Here is a 25491-nt window from a genome sequence, read left to right on the forward strand (position 1 = left end):
CGCTGTAAACAGCCTTGTGCAGTTATGCGCAGGCGATCACAGTGCACCGGATTGTGCTATCCCGCCCGCAGGCAGCATCCATGCGAGGTATTCGCGGAGGGTTGATGTCACAGATTATGAGGACAGTGCAGGACGATATCGACCGCGACGATGACGAGGCCGCACCCGTCGAGATGCTCGCCTCGCTTTTCGAAGCGCGCGACTGGCCGTTCGAGTATTCCGGCGAGGACGAGATCTCGGCGGAAGTGAAGGGCGCCTGGGCAAGCTATCAGTTGCAGGCGATCTGGCGACCCGAGGATCGGGTGCTGCAGCTCCTCTGCCTGCCCGACATCCGCATCAACGATGCGAAACGCTCCGCCGTGCACGAGGCCCTGGCGCTGATCAACGAGCAGCTGTGGCTCGGCCATTTCGACGTCTGGTCGAACGGCGGTGTCGTGCTCTATCGGCACGGGCTTATGCTTGGTCCCGATGGCCTGCTGGGGCCGGGCCAGGCGCAGATGGTGGTGGAAGCCGCGATCGAGGAATGCGATCGTTTCTATCCGGTGTTCCAGTTCATCCTGTGGGGCGACAAGACGCCCGCCGAGGCGCTGACCGCCGCGATGGTCGATGCGGCCGGAGAGGCCTAAGGGACTTCGGCAGGACAAAAGGGTTCGAGCGCGGCAACGCCAAGCCCAACTTGGCCGACTTCCCGGTGGCGAGGTGCGGGTCGGTGGCTTCACGGGCGGGTCTTGGCAGGTCCGTGCCGGTCGCCTAAGTCGCGCGCGGCAAGCGCAAGGATCATGACATGGACCGGTTTCAGAGCATACTTCTCGTCGGCTGCGGCAATATGGCGGGAGCAATGCTCTCGGGTTGGCTTGCCGGTGGCATTCCCGCCTCGCGCTTCACCGTAGTCGACCCGCGCATCGAGACTGTGCCTGCGGGCGTGAAGCTGCTTCGCGAACTTCCAGCAGATGGCAGCTTCGATGCGGTCCTGCTCGGCGTGAAGCCGCAGGGGCTGGACGAAGTCGCGGCTGTCCTCGCGCCGCTCGTTGGTCCGCGCTCGGTCCTGTTTTCGATCCTTGCAGGCGTGGAGTTTTCCTCTCTTTCGGCCCGATTCCCCTCGGCGGGCGCGCTGGTGCGGGTCATGCCGAACCTTGCCGTGGCCATCGGCAAGTCGCCGGTTGCGCTGGACGCGCGCGGCCTTGACGAGATCGGCCGGGCTGCCGTCACGGCCTTGATGGAGCCGCTCGGCACGCCCGAGTGGCTGGCGGATGAGGGCCTGTTCGATGCCGTCACCGCGCTGACGGGCTGCGGTCCGGCTTTTGTCTACCGATTCATCGACTCCCTCGCCGCAGGCGCAGTGGATCTGGGGCTGGACGAGGGTCAGGCGCGGCGTCTCGCAGTGGCAATGGTCGAAGGTGCGGCGCAGCTCGCGGCCGCATCGGAGTTTTCTCCGGGCGAACTGGCTGACAAGGTGGCCAGTCCCGGCGGCTCCACCCGGGCGGGCATGAACGTTCTCGACGATGGGCATGCCCTTGGCGGCGTGGTTGCCCGGGCAATGGCCGCATCGCGAGACCGCAACGCTGAAATGGCAGTCGCAGCCCGCAAGGCCTGAGGCGCTGCCGAACGCATACACATTTTGTCACAAATCGGCGGTCCCGGTTTTCCTTGAAAGTTGGCCGGCGTAGGGCGATATTCGATGGGTGCGGAGGCCGCATTGTGCAGGCGCCCGCGAAAGGGAGTTAGAAATGGCGAATTGGAACGACCCCCAGCCCCGTACGGGCTTCGGTGCGTCTCCGAGCCTAGACGGACGCACCGCCGGCCGGACCACCTATGATGCGGGTCTGCGGCGGCACATGCTGTCGATCTACAACTACATGGCATCCGGCGTGCTGCTTTCGGGCATCGTCGCGTTCGTCTTCGCGAACTACGGCCTTGCGGCCGCCATGATCAACAGCCCCGTGAAGTGGCTGGTGATGCTGGCTCCGCTGGGCTTCGTCTTCGCGATCAGCGGCGGTGCGGCCCGGTTCAGCGAGACTACGCTGAAGGCGCTTTACTGGGCGTTTGCGGCTGTCATGGGCATGTCGCTCTCGACGATTTTCCTGATCTACACCAGCTCGTCGATCGCAACCACGTTCTTCGCGACCGCTGCTGCGTTCGCGGGTCTCAGCCTCTACGGCTACACCACGAAGAAGGACCTGTCGGGCTTCGGCACGTTCCTCATCATGGGTGTTGTCGGCATCCTCATCGCCTCGCTGGTGAACATCTTCGTCGGTTCGACGATGCTGCAGCTGGCGATCTCGATCCTTGGCGTGCTGATCTTCGCGGGCCTCACCGCCTATGACACGCAGATGCTCAAGAACCAGTACGCCCAGCTTCGCGGCACCGATTTCGTCGGCAAGGCCGTGGTGCTTGGTGCGCTCAGCCTCTACCTGGACTTCATCAACATGTTCCAGTTCCTGCTGAGCTTCCTGGGTCAGCGCGACTGACGGGTGCAGCGGATGATCGCTCGCGAACCCAGGTAAAGTTCGGTGCGCGTGAATTAATCCACAGTGCAGATTCGTGTGGCCATTATGCCCGGTGCGTTTCGTCGCACCGGGCATTTTCTTTATGGATGCGCGGCGTTAGAGGTTCTCGCGTTTCTATGGAGAAGACTGGGGTGAACTACGGGATGGAGACCAAGGCAAGCGAGCATGGCCTGCGCCGCCGCCTGCCCCGCGTGGCGGGTTCCCTTGTCGCTGTGACGCTGGCGGCCCTTGCGGGATGCGCCAAGCCGCCACCACCGCCGCCGCCGCCCCCGCCGCCCGTTGTAGTGATCCCGCCCATGCCTTCGCCTCCGATGGGAGCGCCGGCACAAATGACCATCCCGCCGGTCGCGGCAGATGGCACGCGGCATACCGTCAATTACGGTATCTCCACCTCGCAGGCGGTGTGGAATCTTCGGTCGGGCTACAACGTGGCCGCGCTCAACTGCATCGAGCCGGAGTACGCCCCGATCCTTGAAGGCTACAAGCGCTTCCTGGTGACCTATGACAAGTCGCTGGACGCGGCGTCGAAGGAAATCGATCGCAGCTTCCAGAGCCAGCACAGCGGCCGCGCCGCGATCGTGGCGCGCGAGACGTATCAGACGCAGGTCTACAACTTCTTTTCGCTTCCCCCCGTCGACGCCGGTTTCTGCCGCGCGGCTCTGGAGGTTAGCGCAGACCTTCTGACGGTGGAGCCGAGCCAGTTCGAGGCATGGTCCTACCAGGGTCTGGCAAAGCTTGAAGCGCCCTTCAAGGAGTTCTTCACCGCCTACGAACAGTATCGCGCCGATCTGGCTGCGTGGCAGGCACGCTATGGATCGGGCGGGTTGATCACCGTGCGGCCAAACGCGGAGCAGGTCATGGCGCAGCCTCCCGCTGCACCAGCGCTTCCGCAGGTCTCCAGCCAGTAGCCCGGGAAGGGGCGGATTCGTCCGTCCCCTGCATTTTTGCCCTTTCCGGCGAAGGCGCACTTCGCTAAGGGGGCGCACCCGAGCCCGCTTTGCGCGGCACGGGAATGATACTGGAACGGGGCCGTAGCTCAGCTGGGAGAGCGCGTCGTTCGCAATGACGAGGTCAGGGGTTCGATCCCCCTCGGCTCCACCAGTATCCCACAACCAAGGCATGTCCGGAATGCTCCGGGCATCACCCGGCCCGAGACACGGCCGGGTTTTTTGTTTATCTGCGACAGGTGGCGCGAAGGCGGCCAAGACCGGTCGTAACAGAAGCGCTGGAGCAGCGCCGGAAGCGATCAGGACCCATGCATTTTCTCGACCAAGCCAAGATTTATGTCCGCGGTGGCGCCGGTGGTCCCGGAGCGGTCAGCTTCCGGCGCGAAAAGTACGTGGAGTATGGCGGTCCCGACGGGGGGAACGGCGGCAAGGGCGGCGATGTCATCTTCGAAGCGGTGGCCGGTCTCAACACCCTGATCGACTTTCGCTACACCCAGCATTTCAAGGCTCCGCGCGGCGGGCACGGCATGGGCAAGAACCGCAATGGCGCTGCCGGCAAGGACCTTGTCATCAAGGTTCCGGTGGGCACGCAGATCATCGACGACGAGGACCGCGAGACCGTCCTGGCCGACCTCACCGAAGCAGGGCAGCGCGTCACCCTGATCGAGGGGGGCATGGGTGGCCGCGGAAATGCCAGCTACAAGACGAGCACCAATCGCGCCCCCCGACAGCACCAGCCGGGCCTGCCGGCGATCGAGCAATGGGTGTGGCTGCGGCTGAAGCTTCTTGCCGACGTGGGCCTCGTGGGCATGCCCAACGCGGGCAAGTCGACCTTCATCAACAAGCTGTCGAACACGAAGGCGAAGGTGGGCGACTATGCCTTCACCACGCTGCGCCCACAGCTGGGCGTGGTCACGCACAAGCATCGCGAGTTCGTGCTCGCCGACATTCCGGGCCTGATCGCGGGTGCGGCGGACGGCGCAGGGATCGGCGATCGTTTCCTGGGGCACATCGAACGCTGCCGCGTGCTGGTGCACCTCATCGATATTTCCAGCACCGATCCCGTCGAGGCGATGCAGGTAGTCGAGGAGGAACTCGAAGCCTATGGCGGCGGGCTCGAGGACAAGCCCCGCCTCGTGGCGCTCAACAAGATCGACCTCGTCGACGATGCGCTGGCTGCCGACTATGCCAGGCTGCTGCTGAAGGCTGGCGCGGACGAGGTATTCCCGATCTCCGGTGCGACCGGCAAGGGCATGTCGAAGCTTCTTGACGCGATCATCGACTACCTCCCTGCCGCGACCGTGACCGAGCGGCCCGAGGGTGAGCGCGAGGAAGCCGACGACAAGCCGTGGTCGCCGCTCTGAACCGATCGACAAAGCGTTTACCCCGGCGGGTGTAAGCAACGTCCCACACGTTCTCCAGCCGCGCCCGTTCGCGCAAGCTGGCGCTTTCTTCCCCCAGTCGATTACCCTAGAGGCTGGCGCTCCGATGCCCATTTCCCGACTCTCCGATCTCGCCGACGCCACGCTGTCGCCTCGCCTCGTCATCAAGGTGGGCTCCGCCCTCCTGGTGGGAGCCGGGGGCGTGCGGGGCGCGTGGGTGGCAGGGCTCGTTGCGGAAATTGCCGAGGCGAGAGCGCGCGGCCAGGACGTTATCGTGGTGTCCTCCGGAGCCATTGCGCTGGGCGCGGCAACCCTCGGGCTGGAGAAGGGTGGGCGCGGCAGCCTTGCAGACGCGCAGGCGAGCGCAGCGGTCGGGCAGATCGCGCTTTCGGGGCTCTGGGCGACACTGCTGGGCGACCATGGCCTCACTGCCGCGCAGATGCTGCTGACCCTGGAGGACTTGGAGGACCGCCGACGCTACCTCAACGTCACGGCCACCCTTACTCGCCTCCTGGATGCAGGAGCCGTCCCCGTCATCAACGAGAACGACTCGGTAGCCACCGAAGAGATCCGTTTCGGTGACAACGACAGGCTGGCAGCGCGGGTGGCACAGGCCGCGCAGGCAAGCGCCGTCGTGCTCCTGTCCGACATCGACGGCCTCTACGATCGCCATCCCAAGCTTGAAGGAGCGCGGATGATAGCGGTGGTGGAGGGCGTGACGCCTGCCGTCCAGGCGATGGCGAGCACCGAATCGAGTTCGGGGATGGGCTCGGGCGGCATGGTCTCGAAGCTGCAGGCGGCGGAGATCGCCGAGCTGGCGGGGATATGCCTCGTCATCGGCAATGGCCAGCACAACCGCCCGATTGAACGCATCATTGCGAACGGCGTGGGAACGCTCTTCAGGCCTCGCCGCAAGGCAGGTGCGCGCAAAGCCTGGCTCGGCGGTCGTCTCAGGCTCAAGGGTGAGATCATTGTCGATGAAGGCGCGGCTCAGGCGCTGCGTCGTGGCTCAAGCCTGCTGGCGAAAGGCGTTACCGCGGTGGGCGGCGTTTTCGGGCGCGGCGATCCCGTCGCCATTGTCGAAGCCGGAGGCAGCGTACTGGCGCATGGCCTCTCCGAGTACGATGCCGCCGAGTGCGCCGCAATCCTTGGCCTTCATTCGAGCGAGCAGGAGCAGGTACTGGGCTATGCTCCGCGCTCTGCCGTGATCCACCGCGACCAGATGGTGCTGAAGTGAACCGCGCGACGATGATGAGCGTCGAGCGCCCGATCATCGCGCTGACCGGCGCGACGGGCTTCGTCGGAGGCACCGTTCTCGACACGGCCCTGGCCACCGGATACGCCGTGCGGGCGCTGACCCGCCGCGCACAGCCGGAGCGTCCGGGCGTGGACTGGGTGGGCGGCGACCTTGCCGACAAGGCTGCGCTCTCCGAGCTTACGCGCGGAGCGGAAGCGGTAATCCATGTCGCCGGTGTGGTCAGTGCGCCCGATCCCTCGGGCTTCGAGGAAGGGAACGTCACCGGCACGCTCAACCTGATCGAGGCCATGGTGGCGGGCGGCGTGCAGCGGCTGGTCAACGTTTCTTCGCTCTCAGCGCGCGAACCGGAGCTTTCCGCTTACGGCGCTTCGAAAGCCAAGGCGGAAAAGTTCGTCATGGCAAGCCCGCTCGACTGGACGATCGTGCGGCCACCCGCGATCTACGGTCCCCGCGACAAGGAGATGCTGGAACTGTTCCGCGCCGCGCGCTGGGGCGTGATGCCGATGCCGCGCGAGGGCCGCGCCTCGATGATCCATGTCGAGGACCTGGCGCGGCTGCTGGTGGCGCTCGTGCCCGGGGATGGAAGAGTGGCGGGTGGCATCACCGGCCGGATCTTCGAGCCCGATGACGGCAAGCCGCAGGGCTGGGAACATTTCGAGACGGCGCTTGCCATTGGTTGGGCCATGGGGAAGCGCCCGCGCGTGATCGGCCTGTCCCGCGCGATGCTGGAGCGCATCGCGCGCGTCGACAAGTTTTTGCGCGGTCCTCGTGCAAAAATGACGCTCGACCGTGCCGCCTATTTCAGCCACCCGGACTGGGTGGTGTCGCCGGAGGCTGCAGTGCCGGCCCCCTTGTGGCGCCCGCGCATCGAAACGCGCCAGGGCCTCAAGGCGACGGCGCAGTGGTATCGCGAGCACAAGTGGCTCTGACGACGAGGACGTTACACGCATGAGGGGTCTGCTCGCGCGCCTGAACATCGATCCATACCTGCTGTTGCTGGTTGGAACGGTAGGGCTGGCATCGGTGCTTCCGGCGCGTGGGATATGGGCGGACATCGCAGGAGGGGTGGCCGATGCGGGCATTGCCCTGCTGTTCTTCCTTCACGGTGCCAAACTCTCCCGCGAGGCGATCCTCGATGGCGCACGGGCCTGGAAACTGCACCTGACCGTCGCGGCCACGACCTTCGTGCTGTTCCCGATCCTGGGTCTCGCCATCCGGGCGATCCCCGGTCTGGAACCTTCGCTGGCGACGGGAGTGCTGTTTCTGACGCTGCTGCCCTCCACCGTGCAGTCGTCCATCGCGTTCACGGCAATCGCGGGGGGCAACGTGGCGGCGGCGGTCTGCAGCGCCTCCTTCTCGAACCTCGCCGGGATTTTCATCACCCCGGTCCTGACCGCGCTGCTCATTACCGGTGACAGCGGCGGGTTCTCGGCTGATCCGATCATCGCCATCTCGGTGCAACTTCTGCTCCCGTTCGTGGCCGGCCACCTCCTGCGGCCATGGATCGGCGGGTTCGTGACGCGTAACAAGCAGGTGCTGAACTACGTGGATCGCGGCTCGATCCTGCTGGTTGTCTACACTGCTTTTGGGGCGGCGGTCATCGAAGGGCTGTGGCAGAAGGTGACTCTGGCCGAGTTGGGGCTGATCGCCGTGATCTCGCTGGTGCTGCTGGCGGTAGTGATGACGATCTCGACTGCCGTCGGCAAGGGGCTGGGCTTTTCGCGCCAGGACAGGATCGTGCTGCTTTTCTGCGGCTCGAAGAAGAGTTTGGCGACCGGGGTTCCGCTCGCGGGCGTGCTGTTTCCGGCCGCACAGGTCGGAGCGATCATCCTTCCCCTGATGTTCTTCCACCAGATCCAGTTGATGGTCTGCGCCGTCCTGGCGCGCCGCTTCGGCGCGGAAAACGAGAAAGCGGACGCACTGCCGGCCGCGTGATCCCACTTTGGGCTGGTCAAGCGGCGCAGGCTGGCCGGACAGGTCCTCGGGCATCGGCGCCCCTCGCAGCATGAGCAGGAGCAGCGAGCCAGGCACGACACTCGTGCCCGTTGTCACGAGGAACATGTCGAAGCTTCCGGTCCGCGCCAGCGTCACGCTGAGGAGAGCGGCGCCCGACGTGGCCGCAAGCGAGCAGACTTCGGTGAGCAGCCCCAGTACCGTCGAGTAGATCACCGGGCGCAAGTGCCGCGCCATCCTCCGCGCCCTAGGCGAAGCCGAGGCTGAAGATCGCGGTGGTCAGGATGCCTTGCTGAACACGATCCTGCCGCTCACCCCGGAGATTACCGGAGAGGAGCTTGGAGGGCTGGGCAACCACCTCTTGGTAAACGAAGGGGCATGAGCAAACTCCATCAGGTCCGCAGGGCTTCCGCCTGCATTCGCCCGCTTGCTGCAGGGTTCGCCCTCGCGGCAGGTCTCGTCCTCGCCTCGCAGTCGGCCTCGGCGGCTACGGTGACCGACACGATGGCCGTGACGGTTACCGTGCAGTCGGCGTGCGTCGTCTCTGCCAGCCCGCTCGCGTTCGGCACCTATAGCCCTGTTTCAGGCACGAACCTGGATGCGACGACGACGCTCAACGTCACCTGCACGCAGGGCACTGCGTACAACGTGGGCCTGAGCGCAGGGGGCGGCACGGGCGCGACGACGACCGTGCGCAAGCTGACCAGCAGCGGACGGACGCTGAACTACGCGCTGTATTCGGACTCGGGTCGCACCACGAACTGGGGCAATACCGTATCGACCGACACGGTTTCGGGTACGGCTGGACTGACTGCCACGGCGTACACGGTCTATGGGCGCATCCCTGCCAACCAGAACACGGCTGCCGGTGCCTACACCGACTCGGTTACGGTCACCGTCACCTACTGACATGATGGGGCGACGCGCGATCCGGATCGGGGCACTCCTGCTGCCGTTGGCGGCATTGGTGGGCCTCGTCGGTGCCGGGCCTGCCTGGGCGGGATCGCTCAGCGTCATGCCGGTACGCGTCGATGTCGCTCCGACCAGCCGGTTCTGCTCGCTCACTCTGGGGAACGACTCGGAGCGTCCGGTGACGGTGCAAGTCCGGGCCTTTGCATGGCAGAAGGACGATGCCGGTGCCGACCTGCTGGAGCCGGACGGCCGCTTTATCGTCAACCCCACGATCGCGACGATCGCGCCGGGTGCCACGCGGCTGGTCCGCTGCAGCCTGCCGGCGCGGACAGCGGTCGACGAGGCGGAGGAACAATGGCGCCTCATCATCGACCAACTGCCTGATTCCTCCCCCGTGGCACCGGGCACCGTGCAGACGCTGCTGCGTATCTCGCTCCCCGTCTTTCGCGCTGGAGAGAAGGCCGCGCCGCGGCTTTTTGTCACGCTCGACAAGGCCTCGCTGCGGCTCGCCAATTCCGGCACGCGACACGTCAAGGTTCTTGCCGTGACGCTGCACGGGGCAGATGGAGACGCTGTCGTCACCGACCGTTCGTTCTACCTTCTGGCAGGAGGCGCGCAGTCCGTGACGTTCGAGCGGCTGCCGCGCGGAGGCGCCACGGGCGTGCACGTGCGGGCGGAAGAGGGCGAGTTCGACGTTCCTCTCGCCTCCGTGCGGTGATGGGCACGCTCCATGCCGCTAGCTCACGCCCGCGTGGCGGCCGTGCTTGCGGCCGTGCTCGCCGTCCCTTCCGTCCTTGCGCCCGGGCTGGGACCGGCAAGGGCGCAGGAAGCGGCAGCGGTGGATGAAATGCCGGTCGGGGTCTCCGTCAACGGACGGATGTTGCCCGATCCGGGACTGCTGGTGCTGCGCCAGGGCCGCATGTTCGTGCGGCGAAGCGACTTCGAGGCATGGGGCCTGATGCTACAGGCAGCGCCCGGCGAACAGGTCCTGAACGGAGAGAGCTATGTTCCGCTCGATGACGTGAAGGGGCTTTCCGCCCGTCTCGATGATGATGGCGCCACCTTGCACGTCACCGCGGATGCGTCGCTGTTTCCGCGCCTGACGATGGAACCTGACCACCGGCGTGTTCCGGTCGCTGCTGCAATCCCGGCGCAGTTCCTTGCCTACGATCTGACGCTTTCACGCTGGAGCGGCGACACGCAGTTGAGCGGGTTGGTGGATACCGGCTTTTCCGGAGAGTGGGGCGTGGCGACTTCCAGCTTCCTTGTCGGTGGAAGCGGTTCCTCGCGCTTGAGCGCATCACGCCTGGAAACCAGTGTGCGCCGCGACTTTCCGGAGCGCCGGATGCGGTTGGTCGTCGGCGACGCGGTCGGTCGCGGGGCTCCCTGGAGCCGGCCGGTCCGGTACGGCGGGCTCTTTCTCGGAACGGACTTCTCGCTTGATCCCCAAGCCGTCAATTATCCACTGCCGATGATCTCCGGCAGCGCGATCACGCCTTCTACGATCGAGCTTCTGTCCGAATCCTCCCGCCGCTCGCTGGACGTCGGTCCGGGCGCCTTCGACCTTGCGTTGCAGCCGCGCCTGAACGGCGCCGGTCAGGTTACGATGAGCGTGCGCGACCTTGCAGGCAACGTGCGGCAGGTGACGCGCAGCTTCTATGCCAGCCCCAACCTGCTGCGCCCGGGTCTTTCAGAGTTCGCGTTCGAGGCGGGAGCGCTGCGGCGCGGCTTCGGGTACGACAGTTTCGACTATGGACCGGTCTTTGCCGCAGCGGGCCTGCGCCGGGGCATCTCCGGTTCGCTGACGCTGGAGGGTCGGGTGGAGATCAGCGGCGCCACCCGCATGGCGGGCCTCGGCGGGTCCGTCGTGCTCGCCTCGCTCGGCGAAGTGTCGGTGTCGGGCGCTGTCTCGCAAGGCCGCGCGGGCACCGGCACGCTGGTGCGGGCATCCGCGCAGAGGATCACTCCCGCCTACACGATCAGCGCCAGCTACGAGCGTGCCGACGCAGGGTTCCGGCAAGTGGGCGAGAGCCGCTTCAACGGCGGTGGACGCAGCGAGATGGTGGTCGCCGGCGGGCTTTCGCTGGGCGCCTGGGGCAGCATCAACGCGAGCTATGCACGATTGCGCCAGGGTGTGGGCGGAGACGCGCCGACGCGTTTCGATCTGGCCTCGGCCTATTATTCGACCAATCTTGCGGGCGCATACCTTTCGGCAGGCGTCCAGTACACGCGCCGCCTGCACGACCGCAGGGCCGGCGAATTCGACGGGGGCAACAGCCGCAGCCTCGGCCTTTTCGGATCGCTGACGATCCCGCTTGGTCCGCGACGCCATGTGAGTGCAATCGCCGAGCAGCGCCGCGCGGCAGTGACTTTCGACCAGAACCTGCCCGAGGGTACCGGGGTTGGGCTGCGTGCGCTGGCAGGCATCGACCACGGCGCCCCGTGGCTCGAAGGCGGAGTGGCGTATCGCAGCGGGATCGGCGACCTTCGGGTCGATGCGGCAAGTCGCCGTGGCCGGCAGGGCATACAGTTCAACGCGCGCGGCGGCGCGCTGCGGATCGATGGCGAACTCATGGCAACCCAGCACATCGACGAAGGCTTTGCGCTGGTCGATGTAGCGAGCGAAACGCCGGTCACGGTCATGGTCGAGAACCGTCCCCGTCCGCGCAAGGCCGGCGTGGGCAAGCCGGTCATCGTCACCGGCCTGCAGCCTTACGCCGAGAACCACATCGCCATCGACCCGTCCGAGGTATCGATCGAGGCGGGGCTCGACACGCAGGCCCAAGTCGTGGCGCCCGGCTGGCGGCAGGCGGTGCGCGTCGGCTTCGGCAGTGCGGAGCGGCTGGGCGCGCGCCTGCGGCTGGTCGATCCCCGCGGCAACCCCGTCCAGACCGGATCGACCTTCGCGTGGAACGGCGGGTCGGGGATCGTAGGCTACGACGGCGAAGTCTGGATCGAGGACTATGCGGGCGGCGGCATGGTCTTGCGGGTCACGGGTGCGAACGGCGCATGCCGCGTGGCCGTGCCGCAGCTTTCCGGCGAGGCGCGGTTGATGGCATCGGCCCCCGTCGTCTGCATTCCGGAAAGCGAATGGGCTCTCGCCCATGCCGGAGCGCGGCATCAGCCGCAGCTGGCCGATGCCGTAATCCCGCGTAAGGAGCCTCGTCCATGATCCGCGCCGCAACGATCCGCAGCGCGGCCGCGCTTCTCGCGCTTTCGGGAGGACTGCTTCCGCCGAGCCCTTCCGCAGCCGCCGGCTGCACCGTCTGTATCTGCTCGGTCTCCACCACTCCGCTCAGCTTCGGGACCTACAATCCTGGCAGCTCCAGCGCGAAGACGGCCACGGCCACGGTGACCGCGAACTGCATTTCGGTCACGCTGGCGATGAACACCACGGTCGATCTTAGCCTGAGTGCGGGGACGTCGGGGAATGCCGCCGCCCGGCAACTGGCCAGCGGCGGGTCCCGGCTCGATTACAACATCTACCAGGACAGCAGCCATACGACGGTATGGGGCAACGGCAGCAATGGTGGCCAGCTGATGACCATGGCGATCACAGACCTGCTGAGCTTTACCGCCAACAAGACGGCCTATGGCCGCATTCCCGCGCGCCGCTTCCCCAGGGCGGGCGCGTACAGCGATTCCATCGTAGTGACGTTCGCATTCTGAAACGCAGGCTATCGCGTCTCGGCCGGGCAAGCATGTTCAGAAGATCGGCCACGCCTTGTAGACGCTGAACAGGCTGGTCGAGATCAGGACGATCGACACCGCCACAAGCAGGGTGCGCGGCTTGATGCGCTTGGCGAAGAGCGCACCAAAAGGTGCCGCCACCACGCCGCCGATAATGAGGCCGACAGTCGCCAGCGTGAACGCGGAAAGGCCGATGGTCGCGATGAAAGCGGTCGAAATGGATGCGGTGAGGAGAAACTCGGCCGTGTTGACGGTGCCGATGGTCTTGGCCGGCTCGCCGCCCTGTACCAGCAGGTTCGACGTCACGACAGGTCCCCAGCCGCCGCCGCCCGCCGCGTCGAGGAAGCCGCCCGCGAGGGCCAGCGGGGCCGTGTACCGCGGATCCTGGAAGCTCGGCTTGCCCATCCGGGCCGCGCGAACGAGCAGATAGATGCCGATGCCGGTCAGATAGAGCATGACGAACGGCTTGGCGACCGAGGCGTCGATGCTCGAAAGGACATAGGCGCCGGTGACGCCGCCGATGATCCCGGCCGGCACCAGCCGCCAGAACAGGCCCCAGGTCACGTTGCGATGCCAGATGTGGCTGAGGCCGGAGGTACCGGTGGTGAACAGCTCGACCAGATGGACGCTTGCCGATGCGGCTGCAGGAGCCACGCCCACGACGCTTACCAGCAGGGTCTGCGTGATGACGCCGAACGCCATGCCGAGTGCGCCGTCGACGATCTGTGCGGCGAAGCCGATCGCGATGAAAGGCACGATGTCGGCCATGTGGGCCGGCAACGAATCGAGCATTCAATATCCTCCCGGGGCGGGGTTGGAACGGATCAGGACGGGGATCGTGCCAGATCCCGGCGCACGTACGAGCGCATGGCGGGTATCGGCTTGGCTCGCAAGGAAATTGAAAAGGAGAGAAGGCCCAAGCGATGCCCCACTCAGTTGCCGAAGCGACGCCTTTCAGTGACATCAACCTGCATCAGCTTGCCGTCGTGCACCGTCAACTGGATCACACCGAATCGTAGCCGCTGCAGCACTTCGATGACGTGCTGCACGCCATCGTTCAGCAGCGGATGCTCGGAGGTGGGTACATCGGCTGGTCGGGAAATCTTCATGCGCTGCTCCTATCGCATGGTCGGGCGCGTGCCCGGCAGGAATAACCCGCACCTTCTATTCTCAAGAGAATAGGTTGACAATGCCCTGGCTGTGTAGCTTTGCTTTCACCCTCGAAAGCCGGTGCTCAGGCCTGCACGTCGTCCGGCGCTTCGAGCCCTTCGGCAGCGGGCACCAGTTCGATCGGGTCTGACAGGCGCACGCCGTCAAGCAGGCCGGCGGTCACGTCCCGTACCTGTAGCATCAGTGCCCTTGTGCGGCAGTCCTTTTCCTCGACGCAGTTCTTGCAGGTCTCGTGCGCGAAGCGGCTCGCGCAGGGGACCAGCGCGAGCGAACCGCGCATGACCCGGATGAGATCACCGTAGGTGATGTCGATCGGGGGCACGCCAAGCCAATACCCGCCGTCTTTCCCGCGCTGAGAGGCGACGATGCCGAAGCGGGAGAGTTCCGAGAGTATGACGGTCAGGAACTTCGCCGGAATATTCTGCGTCTCGGCGATGTCCGTCAGGGGGATCGGACCCTGGCCGTACTTGTCTGCGAGGTGCTGCATGGCCCGAATCGCATATCGTGTTTTCTGCGAAAGCATTCGCGGCAATTCTCGCAAGGACAGATCAGGAGCCACTTGCTCCGGTTGGCGGCCTTGCGTCAACCCGTCGTCGCAGCATCACCCCCGCTTTACGAGCGACACAAGGGCATGTGCTACCCGGGCCCCTACTCGGCCTCATCGGGAGGCCAGTACCATCCATGCGTCTCGACCATGATCGAAGGCACCGGACTACCTCGCGCATCCTTCGATGGCCGGAAGCGGAACCGTTCGGTGATTAGGCGACAGGTCGTTGTGTCGAGGGTCGACCGTCCGCTCGAGACGAGAATGCGACAGTCGCTCACCCGGCCATCGACGCCGATGCGGTACTGCAGCTTGAGCTCGCCGCCTGCCTTTTGTTCGCGCAGATCCGGGGGCAGGTCCGAGAAGCGCAGGCGGCCCTTGATCTGGCGCGGGCGCGTGACAGCATCGCCATAGCCGTCCCCGTCGCCATCTCCACCGCCGCCATCGCCGTCACCAAAGCCGCCAGCGCCATTGCCGGTCCCGGGACGGTCTGACGCGCCGCTCTGGCTGGCGGAGCCGGTGCCGGCGCGAGGTGCGGTGAGGACCGGAGGGGGAACGATAAGCGGCGGCAAACGCGATGGCGGCGCGACGATTTGCGTAGCCTTGTTACGCAGGTTGGCAGGAGAGGGGCGCCCTTTTGCAGCGGTGGAATCCGCTTTTGCCGGTATCTCCCGCTGCGGAAGCTGCTCGGGGGGATCGCGAAGCGGCACGATCGCCGCGAGGGCTTCCCTGCGTTCCTGCGGGCTCATTCTTGCTGCCAGCCCCGCTACCAGCGCAGCGATCCCGCCTGCCACGATCAGCAGGGACGCAAGCGCCGAGAGCGCACGGGTTCGGGCAGGGGTGTGCACCTCTTATCGTCTCCTCGATCATGGAGAACTCCCGATGCGATACCCGGTTTCGTGCTCGGGGCCCGCGCACCGGTTCGCCCGGCAGTCACGCGGCGTGTCCGGGTGGGATAAGGCGCATTCCTCATCGAACATTTCCGTGAGTTGCGAGGGGCTGGAGGCGCCGTCGTCCGCCCGCGCGAAAGGAGAATTGGATGATGCGGAACCTTGCCGAACAATGTCCGTTTAATCGTACAACACGCACATCACGGAGACGGTACAATGACGCTTCTTCTCATCTTGCTGGTCGGCGGCATCCTGGGCTGGCTCGCATCCATCCTCATGCGTACCGACGCACAGCAGGGCATCTTCCTGAACATCGTCGTCGGCATCGTCGGCGCTCTCATCGCAGGCTTCATCATCACCCCGCTGATCGGCGGGGCGCCCATCACGAGCGGTTCGTTCGACATCCTGTCGCTCTTCGCTTCGTTCCTCGGCGCGGTCGTCCTTCTGGCGATCGTCAACCTCTTCCGACGCGGCTCGGTTCGCTAAGCTGCCCGGCCGGGGTCCGGTAACGGGCCCCGCGAGGCGGCTTACGCGTCCGCCTGACCTTCACGCGTGAACATTCGACAACAGGGAAAAGGACTTCTCGCCATGAAAGCCATCACGATGCCTCGCCTTGCCATGGTCGCCGTTGCCGCGGCTTCGCTGGGTCTTGCGGCATGTAACGACCCCGCCGATGACGCGACCGAACAGGCTGCGGATACGGTGGAAGCACAGTCGGACGCTGCAGCGGATGCGCTCGAAGAGCGTGCCGACATGACCAGCGGTACTCCGTCGGAAGCGCTGGAGAACCAGGCTGATGCCGTCGAAAAGGCTGGCGAGGCCAAGGCCGATTCCCTGGAGAACAAGGCCGACGAGGTTGAAGACCAGCACTGACGCCGCGCCCTCGGGTCGCGTCTGACTGGTCTGACTGACCGGCGCCCGCTCCCCTTGCAGGGTGTCCGGCGGTCGAGGGAGAGGATGGCGGCACCCCCGCCATCCTTTTTCGTTTGTGCGCAAGTCGTGCACGCGGGTGCACAAGGCACGAAATTTTGGCGAAAAGCGAAATGGGGCGCATGTACGCTTGAATTGTTTCGCCGTTCGACAGACATAGGCCCCCAAGTCTCAAGGGTGGCGGGACCTGCGCCGGCTTGCCCGCAAACAGCTTCGATCATTCAGCCTTCGATAACCTGAAACAGGAACCATGCCATGACCATTGCCCTGATGCCGCTGCCCTACGCGCACGACGCGCTTGAACCGCATGTCTCCGCCAAGACGCTGGAGATCCATCACGGCGCTCACCACAAGACCTACGTCGACAAGCTGAACGCCGCGATCGCTGGCACTGAAAACGAAGGCAAGTCCGTCGAGGAAATCGCCAAGTCCTCCTCCGGCCCGTTGTTCAACAACTCGGCACAGACCTGGAACCACGGCTTCTACTGGCACTCGCTGTCGCCGGAGAAGACCTCGCCCAGCGAGAGCCTGGCGACCGCCATCACCAACGATTTCGGTTCGATGGATGCGCTTCTCGAAGCGCTCTCGAACGAGGCTATCAACCACTTCTCGAACGGCTGGGCGTGGCTCGTCGTCGAAGCCGGCAAGCTCAAGGTGATCTCGACCCACGACGCTGACAGCGCGCTTGTGCGCGATGTCGTGCCTCTGCTGACCGTGGACGTCTGGGAGCACGCCTACTACATCGACCAGATGAACAAGCGCCCGGCGTACGTGAAGGCGGTTCTCGAGAACATCCTGAACTGGAAGTTTGCTTCGGACAACTTCGATCGCGGCACGGCCTGGGTCTACCCGGGCTGAGCCTGAGCGCTGCCAAGGCAAACAAGAAAGCCCCCGTCTCTCCTACAGGGGAGGCGGGGGCTTTCTGCATTTTTGCGTGATATCGAGCGCTAATTTGAAGCGGTTACCTTTGTCTTGGCAAAGTAAGACAGAAGCGCTCAGCCGGCCTTGCGGGCCTTTACCTCGACCGAGCCTTCGCCATCGAGGATGCGGGCAAGATCGGCGCGGGCACGCGCTACCCGGCTCTTCATGGTTCCGATGGGACAGCCTGCGATCTCCGCCGCTTCCTCGTAGCTGAAGCCCGAGGCTCCCACCAGCAGCACCGCTTCACGGCGTTCGGGTGCCAGTTTCTGCAGCGCGGATTCCATGTCGTCGAGGTGAAGCGGCCCTTCCTGGTCCGCTTCCATGACGAGCATGCGTTCTGCGGCGCCTTCGTCGAGGTCGGTCTGGCGACGCGATCGACGCAGTTCCGACAGGTAATGGTTGCGCAGGATCGCGAATGTCCACGCCCGCATGTTGGTTCCCGCCTGGTAACGTTCGCGCGCGGTCCAGGCCTTGATCGCGGCTTCCTGCACGAGATCGTCCGCAAAATCGGAGCGACCGGAAAGGCCGCGGGCGAACGCTCGGAGATGAGGAAGGACCGAGAGCAGTTCCTTGCGAAATCCCTCGTCGGCCGGGGAGGGCCTGACGCGATCAGGCATCGTCGCTGTCATCCAGCTTCTTCAGGAGATCCTTGAAGCTGTCCGGCAGCGGTTCTTCCACTACGGAGTTGTAGAGCTTCCTCAACCCCCCGGCCCAGCCGGGCTCACCATCCTTGCGGACTTCCGGCGGAAGGCCCGGCATCCGGCCGGGTTCACCACGTCCATTGGGCTGACTCAACACGAACTCCCTTTCACCCTGCACACTTGCTTCGAGACCGGATTACGGTCAAGCCCGGTGCGCTTTCTCGTCCGCGACATGGCTTGCTGCGGGCAGGCGCTTCTCGGGTTCCGTCCTGTCTGCAAGCCGAGCGGGACGTCGTTTGCTCATGGAACAATCGAGCCCGACCATGGTTCCCCTCAGCAGGATCTGTGGCATAGCATGCATCGGTGCCGTCGCACTTGATCGCACCAAATTGGGTCTGGAGTACAGGAAGTTGCTGGGTGATTGACCAGGCTCTGCTCGACAGGGTGCAGAAGCAGGCGTGGTTCCACAAGTACCCGCGCGGCTGGCCCTTCCTGCTGTTCCTCATCGCAAGCGTCACGACGGCGGTGTCCGTCATGGCGATCGAGCGGGCGGGCAAGCAGACGCGCGCCGTTGAACTCGACCGCAACCTCACCGAAATATCATCCGCCCTCCAGCGCCGGGTCACCGAGAACATCGCGCTCCTGCGTGCCGGAAGCGCGTTGTTTTCGACGCAGGGCGAAGTCACGTCCGAGCAGTTCACCGAGTTTGCGCAGGACCTTCAGGGCGACGGCACGCTCTACGGCTCGATGGGCATGGGATGGGCTCCGCTGCTGCCGGTGGCGCGGCTCGACCAGTTCGAGTTCGCCAAGCAGTCGGCGGGTGACTACTATTTCTATGTCATGCCCCGGCCCGGCCCCGGGCAGAAGCAGGTGGCGCCTGTCGTCTTCCTGCAACCCCAGTCGCTCCCCAATCAACGCGCGATAGGTTTCGACATGTTCTCCGACCCGGCACGCCGCAAGGCAATGATCCGGGCAGCGAAGAGGCGCGGCCCCGCAGCGACGGGAATGGTGCATCTCGTTCAGGACGACGACGCGCCAACCGCCGCCGGATTCCTGATCTACATGCCGGTGTTCGGGGATCGTGGTCGCGGGCGGGGCGTGAAGGGGTTCGTCTATAGCCCATTCCGCGCCCAGACATTCCTGTCCTCGGCAAGCGAACTCTACAGCAACGACAGCATCGACGTAGCGATCTATGACGAACGCGTCGGCCCGGACACCCTGCTGGCGGAGCAGCGCGGTGACAGCCTGACAGGACCTGCGCTTACCCGGAAGATCGACGTAGCGGGGCAGGTTTGGGTGGTCGAAGTCAGCGACCGGAAAGTCGGCATGCTTTCCCCGCTTTCGCGGATCACCCTGTTCTTCGGGGCTCTTGCCTCGCTCATGGTGATGGCCATCGGCCGTCTCATCACCAAGCGGGCGGCTGAAGACCGCATCGTGCTCGAATGGCTCACCAGCCAGGCGTCGATCCGCAATTCACTGACGCGCGAGCTCAATCACCGTGTGAAGAATACCTTGGCGAATGTCCTGTCGATCGCCGCGCTCACCCGTCGCCGCTCGACGAGCATCGATGACTTCACCGACAGCCTGACCGCGCGCATCCGTGCCCTTTCGGCAACCCACGACCTTCTTTCGCAATCGAACTGGGGGAATGCAGCGCTCGGAGACATCGTGCAGTCCGAACTGGCGCCCTACATGGAAGGGCACGAAAGCCACGTCACCATGTCGGGCCCCTCGATCAAGCTTGCGCCGAACGACGCGATGTCGTTGGGCCTGGCCATCCACGAACTGGCGACGAACGCGGCGAAGTATGGCGCGCTCAGCACGATCGAGGGGCGCATCTACGTCGAATGGACGTTGCTGTCCCCCGAGCTGGCGGAGATCCACTGGCGCGAGGAGGGTGGCCCGCCAGTGATCCCGCCCACCAAGCGCGGCTTCGGACGTGACCTGATCGAGAAAATCGTGGCGCACGAACTCAAGTCGGAAGTCGACCTCAGGTTCAACCCGGGCGGCGTCGAATGCCGTCTCAAGGTGCCGGTGCGCGCCTCTCGGGAATTTGTTCTGCGGAACGAAAGCCGGTAGCGTTCACGAAGACGAAGGCGGCGTCTCGAGAGGATTTTACGGTCCATCGTGGTGGAAAGGGCGTGACCGCACCCGGCCCCTGTATCCCCCACCAGCACTACGAAGCTCTCAGCGGTGTGAGAGCCGCACAAGCGAACGGCGCCGCCACGAACCTGCGTGGCGGCGCCGTTCTTTAGGCTCGTATCCAGCCTCAGCCGAGCGGCTTGCTCGAGTTGAAGAAGAGGGCCTGGCTGATCGCGGCGCGAACAGTGGCTTCCTGGAAGGGCTTGGTGACGAGGTAGGTCGGCTCCGGGCGCTCGCCGGTCAGCAGGCGTTCCGGATAGGCGGTGATGAAGATCACCGGTACGCTCCCGAACTTCTGCAGGTCCTCCACCGCGTCGATGCCCGAGCTCCCGTCGGCGAGCTGGATGTCGGCGAGCACAAGCCCTGCGGGATTTTTCTCGAAGATATCCAGAGCCTGCGCGTGAGTGGCGGCGGTACCGACCACGGTGTGGCCAAGGTCGCTCACGAGCCCTTCAAGCTGCATCGAGATCAGCGGCTCATCCTCGATGATGAGGACCTGGGTTGCGCTTTCGCCTTCGATCTCCGCAATAGCCTGCGCAACCAGCCCATCGACTTCCTCGACAGTGTAGCCAAGAATCTGCGCGGTCTCCTCGCGTGAGAACTCCTCGACGGTGGTCAGAAGCAAGGCCTGCCGGTGCGTCGGTGCGATCGTGGCGAGGCGTTCCTGCGCAGCCTGTTCGTGGCCGCCTGTGGAAGGGGCGCTGGCCTCCTCCACATGGCCGGTGGCCCAGATGCGGGTGAAGGCACCGTAGAGTGCCGCGCGGCTGCGTGCGATCGCCTCGCGCAGCGAACGGTCGGCGAGCGCGGCTTCCAGGGTGGCGCGGACATAGGCGTCACCCGAATGCTGCGAACCCGTGAGGGCGCGCGCATAGCGGCGCAGGTAGGGCAGCTGGATGGCGATCTGGTCAGAGACGGACATTCATGTTCCTCAGGCCTTTTTGGGATATCATTCCCGATTGCAAGACGATGGGCGCCCTTGCGCCAGCGGGCCGATGTCGTTTGTCTGACTCCGCATGGCAGATAGGGCAACCGGAAAATTTTTTGCGGTGGATCGCAATCCGGGGAACCAACGAAGGGCCGTCACGTTCCCACATTGTCACCACTGGCTCCCCCACCCCCCCCGCAAACCGGTGGTGACCCGATCCCGAGGCCTCTGTTCACAACTTGTGAGCGGAGGCCTCAAAGTTTTGGCATCGGGAATGTTCCCGAACGGTGCGTGCATCGGCATTCTGGTGCGATGTTCCGGATCGTAGCCGGGACGAAATGTCGCGGTGCGGGAACTTTCTTCGGCGCATTGACGTTTGGGTTCTTGACAGGTTTCAATGGAGGGTAACGCCATGTCGACGACGCTCGAAGCTAGCATCGACGCGAAAACAGAGGTCCTGGACCAGCCCAAGGTCGCGCTGAGTGACCGGGACTTCAAGCGCGCTCTCTCAGAGGTCGCGCCGCATCTGCGTGCCTTCGCTCGCGGCCTTTGCGGCTGCCGTGACCGCGCCGACGATCTTGCCCAGGAAGCCATGCTGCGCGCATGGGCCGCTCGCGAGCGCTACGCCGCCGGCACCAACTTCAAGGCATGGACGTTCACGATCCTTCGCAACCACTTCTATTCCGAAGCCCGCCGCGCTCGCTTTCATGGCGAGTATGACGAGCTTGCGGCCGAGCGGATCCTGCGTGCCGAAGCAAGCCAGGAAAGCGCGGTTGAACTCGCCGACGTCCTTCGCGCGCTCACGGCCATCCCGGAAAGCTATCGCGAAGCGCTGGTGCTGGTTGCTGCCGGCAATCTCTCCTATGAAGAGATCGCCGACATCTGCGGGATCGCGCTGGGAACGGTGAAGAGCCGCATCTGCCGGGCCCGTGCGATGCTTTCGAAGATCATCGAATCCGGCCAGCTTCCGGACTTCCGGCACAACTTCGTTCTCGGTGGCGAGGCTATCGATGCTTTCTTCGCCGAACTGGTGAAGGTTGCCAATGCCGACCAGGGTCGCCTGCTCGCCGCCGCCTGATCGCATCTACGTCCAGTACAAAGGAATTTCGTGCTTTGGGTGCGACGCTGCCGAGCGCCGGGAAGATCCTCATCGTCGAGGATGAATTTCTGGTGGCGCTACAACTCGAAGACATCCTCGCAGATGGCGGGCACGAGGTTGTCGGCATCGTACCTGATGCGCAAAGCCTCGGCAGCCTTGTGCAGGTGCCGGACGTTGCCCTTGTCGATCTGAACCTCCGCGACGGGTTGACCGGTCCCGCAATCGCGCGTGATCTTTCCGAGCGTTACGGGGCCCGCATCATCTACGTGACGGCGAACCCCGGGCAGATCGACGAGCCTGCGGCCACGGCCTTGGGCATCGTCCAGAAGCCGTTCACGCGGCAGACGATCCTTTCCGCGATTGCCTATGCACTCTGCGATGGTGCTTCCGGCGAGCGGCCGGCGGAACTGGAAGCGGTGCGCCAGCAGGTCGCCTCCCGCGTCGACGACTAGGCGCACGAAGCAGAGCGCTTCCCTGAAAAGAACCAGGCGCTCTTCGGACTGCCTGGCAAGGAACGGACGCTAGATGAACGAAACGCTCCTGCAATCCCTTCAATACTATGGCGCCGCTGCGGGAACCGTGGCGGCGCTTATCGTTTCACTGGACCTTGGTCGGCGCTGGACCGGCTTCGGCTTCGTGATTTTCGTCACGAGCTCCATCGCGCTGATGGCGTGGGGCTTCCTTGATGAGAAGGCGCAGGGGATCGGCCTGCAGAACGTCGCGCTTTTCGTGATCAATTGCGTTGGCGTGTGGCGATACCTTCTCTCCAAGCACCGGAAGCAAGTCACCTCATAGCGAAGGGGCGCGCCGGTGGAAGCCGGCGCGCCCTCTTCACGGCTGCTACCAACCGGCTGGATTATACAGGGCCGAGAGCATGTTCGCCTGACTCGTCGGCGCCGATCGGCGTTCCGGTCAGCAGCTTGAACGCTCCCTTGAGCCCAAGATCGGACGTCCAGACCTCGCCATCTTCGATATCGAAGCGCAGCATCAGCACGGACGGGTCGTCCTTGCCGCCGGGGAACCAGGCTTCCACGGCATTGTTCCACTGCTTCTCGCGGATGGACCTGTCGGTTTCCTCCACCAGCGTGCCCGAGATGCAGGCAAATACGTCATGTCCCTTGGTCATGACCTGACCCATGGCCTTGCCGCCTGGCGCGATGCGATTGTCGCGCTTGGCGAAGAACCAGATCGCATGATGGGCCTCCTTGTCGAGCTGGGCCGTCATCGGCTCGGCGTGGCCAGGGGCGCCGTCCAGCTTGATCATGATGAAGGGACTGGTCTGGAAAGCTTTCCAGAAAGTCTCGCGGATGTCCTTGTCCATGGCTCTTCTCCTGGGTTTAGGTTCGGGGGATCAACGCGCCTTGCTGCGCGACCGTTCCATGCAACGGCCAGCCCGTCGCTTTGGACGAGCCGGGCCGTTGCGCCGGATCATTCTCGCGCGTCGCCCGGTAGCTGCTTCTCGGCGATCTCCAGTTCCCTGGGCTTGCGCCTCTCGAACACTTCCGCGAGGCGCGCTTCCGCATCGTCCGAAAGGGTTTCGGCGGCAGAGGGGAACATCTCTTCCTCCTCCTCGTCGATATGGTGGAGGTAGCGGTGACGCATTTCCTTGAACTTCGCGAGCCACTCCGACGAGGTGATGTCCAGTTCGACGAGTTCGCCGAGATAGTCGTCGACTTCCTTGTGCTCGGAGACCGAGTGGCGCGCTTCGTCGCGCAGGTCGGGGCAGGCGAGCATGGTCGCGTAGAGTGATTCCTCTTCCGCTGCGGCATGGGCCTGCAGCTCCTTGCGCAGCTTGTCGAAAAGCGCGCTGCGCTGTTCGCCTTCGCCCGAAGTTTCGCCGATCTCTTCGAGCATCACCCGCTGCCTGTCGTGGTCGGCCTTGAGGTCCTGGAATATCCGTGCTTCTGCCATGGTGAACTCCTGCGCTGTCGTTTCTTTGCAGCAGGAACTGTCCGCGAAGCATCGGGTTTCCGCAGCGATCCGACAACTTCCCGCCACCTTGCGCGTTCAGGATAAGCAAGGGTCTGACGGGAAAGCCCAAACTGATGTCGCAACTCAAATTCGCCGACGATACCGTTCCGGGCATCACCCGGAAGCTCGTGCGCGGCAACAAGTGGGCCTACTTCGATGTCGGTGGCGAGCGGATCACCGAGCGTGACGAGATCGACCGGTTGAACCGGATCGCGCTCCCGCCTGCCTACGAGAAATGCTGGTACTCGCCCGATCCGGACGTCCACCTCCTCGCAACGGGATACGATGCGAGAGGGCGCAAGCAGTACCGCTATCACCCGAACTGGCGCGAAAGCCGCGAGGCCATGAAGTTCGATCTGTGCGCCCGCTTCGGGGAAGCGCTGCCCGCGCTGCGCAAGCGGGTGGCCAGCGACATAGCCGGGCGCAAGCTGGTGCGCGATCGTGCGATCGCCTCGGTCGTCGCCCTGCTCGATACCGGCGCGATCCGCGTGGGGAACGAATGCTACGCCAAGACCAACAAGAGCTTCGGCGCCACCACGCTGCGCAACCGCCATGCCAAGATCGAGCGGGGGACGCTGAGGCTGCGCTTCAAGGGCAAGTCGGGCAAGCAGCAGGAAATCGCCTGCGACGATCCCGCGCTGGTGCGATGCGTGCGCAAGATGCAGGACCTCCCCGGCCAGCACCTCTTCCAGTACCTCGATGATGAGGGCGATGCAGTTCCGGTCCACAGCCATGACGTGAACGAATACTTGGCCGAAACCATGGGGCAGGGCTTCACGGCCAAGCACTTCCGCACATGGACGGCGACGACGCTGGGCTTCTCGCTGCTGCATTCCCAGCCGGGATTGTCGCTGCGCACGTTGTTGGAGGAAGTGTCGCAGCGCCTTGGCAATACGCCCGCGATCGCTCGCAAGTCCTACGTCCACCCAGCGGTGATCGCAGCCGCGAAAGGAGATCCCGGCGCGCTCGGCATTCCCGACCGGCTGCCGCGCGCCACCCGCTGGATGAGCAGGGAAGAGCGAGGGCTGCTGCACTTCCTCGAGGCTTGAAGGACCGCCGCATGAACGCCCTGTTGGAAAGATCGGGCACTCGCTCTAAAGCGGCACCATGAGCCTTTCTCCCATCCTCGTCATCACCACCGGTGGCACCATCGACAAGCAGTATTTCGACGCGCTGAGCGAGTATCAGATCGTTGAAAGCGTGATCCCCCGGCTTCTCGAGACGGCGCGTGTGGCCCACCCTTTCCGCGTCGTCGAGTTGCTGCGCAAGGACAGCCTGGACTTCACCGACGAGGACCGCGCCCTCATCGCAGCGACCATCGCGGGCGCGCCGGAAAGCCATGTCGTGATCACGCATGGAACCGACACGATGACGGAAACCGCAGCCGCCATCGAACATATCGAGGGCAAGACCGTGGTGCTCTGCGGAGCGCTGGCGCCCGCCCGCTTCGCCGAGAGCGACGCCGCGTTCAATCTGGGCATGGCATTCGCCTGCTGCCAGTCCGCCCGCCCCGGCGTCTGGATCACCATGAGCGGTTCGGTGTTCGACGGCCTGAAGGTTCGCAAGGATCGCGAAGCCGGGAAGTTCGTCGCTCGTTAACTACTGCAAT

30 protein-coding genes and 1 tRNA gene are annotated in these 25491 nt (G+C 64.8%); 22 read left to right on the forward strand and 9 right to left on the reverse strand.

Translation table 11 applies throughout. The features are described 5' to 3' along the window. The first annotated feature begins 104 nt into the window (after positions 1-104). The 13 genes from GR702_RS07895 (at position 105) to GR702_RS07955 (ending at position 12628) form a co-directional block, all read left to right on the forward strand. Entirely contained in the window at positions 105-626 is a 522-nt protein-coding gene (locus GR702_RS07895) for a type III secretion system chaperone family protein (RefSeq protein WP_160985419.1), read from the forward strand. A 158-nt stretch (positions 627-784) separates the two neighbouring features. Further along, a complete protein-coding gene (locus GR702_RS07900) occupies positions 785-1594 on the forward strand; it encodes a pyrroline-5-carboxylate reductase family protein (protein ID WP_160985420.1) in 810 nt (269 codons plus the stop codon). A gap of 133 nt (positions 1595-1727) precedes the next feature. Continuing rightward, a complete protein-coding gene (locus tag GR702_RS07905; protein ID WP_160985421.1) occupies positions 1728-2468 on the forward strand; it encodes a Bax inhibitor-1/YccA family protein in 741 nt (246 codons plus the stop codon). 170 nt (positions 2469-2638) lie between these two features. Next, the gene (locus GR702_RS07910) at positions 2639-3415 is read left to right on the forward strand and encodes a hypothetical protein (protein ID WP_160985422.1); all 777 of its coding nucleotides are present in this window, start codon (positions 2639-2641) and stop codon (positions 3413-3415) included. A 117-nt stretch (positions 3416-3532) separates the two neighbouring features. Continuing rightward, positions 3533-3608, forward strand: a tRNA-Ala gene (locus tag GR702_RS07915). Positions 3609-3762: 154 nt separating this feature from the next. Then, a complete protein-coding gene (gene obgE, locus GR702_RS07920; RefSeq protein WP_160985423.1) occupies positions 3763-4818 on the forward strand; it encodes a GTPase ObgE in 1056 nt (351 codons plus the stop codon). Positions 4819-4942: 124 nt separating this feature from the next. Beyond that, positions 4943-6073, forward strand: coding sequence for a glutamate 5-kinase (gene proB / locus GR702_RS07925; protein ID WP_160985424.1), 1131 nt, complete (start codon positions 4943-4945; stop codon positions 6071-6073). A gap of 11 nt (positions 6074-6084) precedes the next feature. Beyond that, the gene (locus GR702_RS07930) at positions 6085-7023 is read left to right on the forward strand and encodes an NAD-dependent epimerase/dehydratase family protein (protein WP_160985482.1); all 939 of its coding nucleotides are present in this window, start codon (positions 6085-6087) and stop codon (positions 7021-7023) included. Between the two features lie 19 nt (positions 7024-7042). Beyond that, positions 7043-8029: a bile acid:sodium symporter family protein gene (locus GR702_RS07935; RefSeq protein ID WP_202408121.1), complete on the forward strand. Its 987-nt coding sequence runs from the start codon at positions 7043-7045 to the stop codon at positions 8027-8029. Positions 8030-8425: 396 nt separating this feature from the next. Next, positions 8426-8956 (forward strand): Csu type fimbrial protein, encoded by a 531-nt coding sequence (locus GR702_RS07940; RefSeq protein ID WP_160985425.1) that lies wholly within the window; start codon positions 8426-8428, stop codon positions 8954-8956. A 1-nt stretch (position 8957) separates the two neighbouring features. Next, a complete protein-coding gene (locus tag GR702_RS07945) occupies positions 8958-9677 on the forward strand; it encodes a fimbrial biogenesis chaperone (protein ID WP_160985426.1) in 720 nt (239 codons plus the stop codon). 12 nt (positions 9678-9689) lie between these two features. Further along, complete coding sequence (locus GR702_RS07950) at positions 9690-12131, forward strand: fimbria/pilus outer membrane usher protein (protein WP_160985427.1); 2442 nt, start codon at positions 9690-9692, stop codon at positions 12129-12131. Beyond that, positions 12128-12628 (forward strand): Csu type fimbrial protein, encoded by a 501-nt coding sequence (locus GR702_RS07955; protein ID WP_160985428.1) that lies wholly within the window; start codon positions 12128-12130, stop codon positions 12626-12628. Before GR702_RS07950 ends, GR702_RS07955 begins: the two co-directional genes overlap by 4 nt. A gap of 36 nt (positions 12629-12664) precedes the next feature. On the opposite strand, the gene GR702_RS07960 is transcribed toward GR702_RS07955, so the two are convergent. From GR702_RS07960 to GR702_RS07975, 4 genes are all read right to left on the reverse strand, one after another. Next, positions 12665-13441, reverse strand: coding sequence for a sulfite exporter TauE/SafE family protein (locus GR702_RS07960; RefSeq protein WP_160985429.1), 777 nt, complete (start codon positions 13439-13441; stop codon positions 12665-12667). A 140-nt stretch (positions 13442-13581) separates the two neighbouring features. Next, positions 13582-13758, reverse strand: coding sequence for a YezD family protein (locus GR702_RS07965; protein WP_160985430.1), 177 nt, complete (start codon positions 13756-13758; stop codon positions 13582-13584). A gap of 125 nt (positions 13759-13883) precedes the next feature. After that, positions 13884-14342, reverse strand: coding sequence for an RrF2 family transcriptional regulator (locus tag GR702_RS07970; protein ID WP_160985431.1), 459 nt, complete (start codon positions 14340-14342; stop codon positions 13884-13886). 125 nt (positions 14343-14467) lie between these two features. Further along, positions 14468-15211 (reverse strand): energy transducer TonB, encoded by a 744-nt coding sequence (locus GR702_RS07975; protein ID WP_160985432.1) that lies wholly within the window; start codon positions 15209-15211, stop codon positions 14468-14470. A 258-nt stretch (positions 15212-15469) separates the two neighbouring features. Here GR702_RS07975 and GR702_RS07980 point away from each other — a divergent pair, with 258 nt between their 5' ends. From GR702_RS07980 to GR702_RS07990, 3 genes are all read left to right on the forward strand, one after another. Further along, positions 15470-15739, forward strand: coding sequence for a GlsB/YeaQ/YmgE family stress response membrane protein (locus tag GR702_RS07980; protein ID WP_160985433.1), 270 nt, complete (start codon positions 15470-15472; stop codon positions 15737-15739). Between the two features lie 102 nt (positions 15740-15841). Next, the gene (locus GR702_RS07985) at positions 15842-16126 is read left to right on the forward strand and encodes a hypothetical protein (protein ID WP_160985434.1); all 285 of its coding nucleotides are present in this window, start codon (positions 15842-15844) and stop codon (positions 16124-16126) included. 312 nt (positions 16127-16438) lie between these two features. After that, entirely contained in the window at positions 16439-17041 is a 603-nt protein-coding gene (locus tag GR702_RS07990) for a superoxide dismutase (RefSeq protein ID WP_160985435.1), read from the forward strand. Positions 17042-17178: 137 nt separating this feature from the next. Here the strand turns inward: GR702_RS07990 and GR702_RS07995 are convergent, their stop codons facing one another. Next, on the reverse strand, positions 17179-17721 hold the full coding sequence (locus GR702_RS07995) for a sigma-70 family RNA polymerase sigma factor (protein WP_160985436.1): 543 nt from the start codon (positions 17719-17721) through the stop codon (positions 17179-17181). Further along, entirely contained in the window at positions 17714-17899 is a 186-nt protein-coding gene (locus GR702_RS08000) for a NepR family anti-sigma factor (RefSeq protein WP_237449604.1), read from the reverse strand. The genes GR702_RS07995 and GR702_RS08000 overlap by 8 nt, the downstream gene beginning before the upstream one ends. A 263-nt stretch (positions 17900-18162) precedes the next feature. Between GR702_RS08000 and GR702_RS08005 the strand changes: the two genes are divergently transcribed. Further along, on the forward strand, positions 18163-19824 hold the full coding sequence (locus tag GR702_RS08005) for a CHASE domain-containing protein (RefSeq protein ID WP_160985437.1): 1662 nt from the start codon (positions 18163-18165) through the stop codon (positions 19822-19824). A 190-nt stretch (positions 19825-20014) separates the two neighbouring features. Here GR702_RS08005 and GR702_RS08010 read toward each other — a convergent pair whose 3' ends face one another. Further along, on the reverse strand, positions 20015-20806 hold the full coding sequence (locus GR702_RS08010; protein WP_160985438.1) for a response regulator: 792 nt from the start codon (positions 20804-20806) through the stop codon (positions 20015-20017). Positions 20807-21224: 418 nt separating this feature from the next. Between GR702_RS08010 and GR702_RS08015 the strand changes: the two genes are divergently transcribed. From GR702_RS08015 to GR702_RS08025, 3 genes are all read left to right on the forward strand, one after another. Beyond that, positions 21225-21890, forward strand: coding sequence for a sigma-70 family RNA polymerase sigma factor (locus GR702_RS08015; protein WP_202408123.1), 666 nt, complete (start codon positions 21225-21227; stop codon positions 21888-21890). Positions 21891-21925: 35 nt separating this feature from the next. After that, positions 21926-22363, forward strand: coding sequence for a response regulator (locus GR702_RS08020; protein ID WP_160985439.1), 438 nt, complete (start codon positions 21926-21928; stop codon positions 22361-22363). A gap of 73 nt (positions 22364-22436) precedes the next feature. Continuing rightward, positions 22437-22706 (forward strand): hypothetical protein, encoded by a 270-nt coding sequence (locus GR702_RS08025; RefSeq protein ID WP_160985440.1) that lies wholly within the window; start codon positions 22437-22439, stop codon positions 22704-22706. 61 nt (positions 22707-22767) lie between these two features. On the opposite strand, the gene GR702_RS08030 is transcribed toward GR702_RS08025, so the two are convergent. Next, positions 22768-23232 carry a pyridoxamine 5'-phosphate oxidase family protein gene (locus GR702_RS08030; protein ID WP_160985441.1) on the reverse strand — a complete coding sequence of 155 codons (465 nt, stop codon included), beginning with the start codon at positions 23230-23232 and terminating at the stop codon, positions 22768-22770. Between the two features lie 107 nt (positions 23233-23339). After that, the gene (locus tag GR702_RS08035) at positions 23340-23822 is read right to left on the reverse strand and encodes a hemerythrin domain-containing protein (RefSeq protein ID WP_160985442.1); all 483 of its coding nucleotides are present in this window, start codon (positions 23820-23822) and stop codon (positions 23340-23342) included. Between the two features lie 134 nt (positions 23823-23956). Here GR702_RS08035 and GR702_RS08040 point away from each other — a divergent pair, with 134 nt between their 5' ends. Continuing rightward, positions 23957-24931, forward strand: coding sequence for a DNA topoisomerase IB (locus GR702_RS08040; RefSeq protein WP_202408124.1), 975 nt, complete (start codon positions 23957-23959; stop codon positions 24929-24931). A 58-nt stretch (positions 24932-24989) separates the two neighbouring features. Next, the gene (locus tag GR702_RS08045; RefSeq protein WP_160985443.1) at positions 24990-25481 is read left to right on the forward strand and encodes an asparaginase domain-containing protein; all 492 of its coding nucleotides are present in this window, start codon (positions 24990-24992) and stop codon (positions 25479-25481) included. The last annotated feature ends 10 nt before the right edge of the window (positions 25482-25491 follow it).

This window comes from Novosphingobium silvae, assembly GCF_009856825.1.
Classification (GTDB): domain Bacteria; phylum Pseudomonadota; class Alphaproteobacteria; order Sphingomonadales; family Sphingomonadaceae; genus Novosphingobium; species Novosphingobium silvae.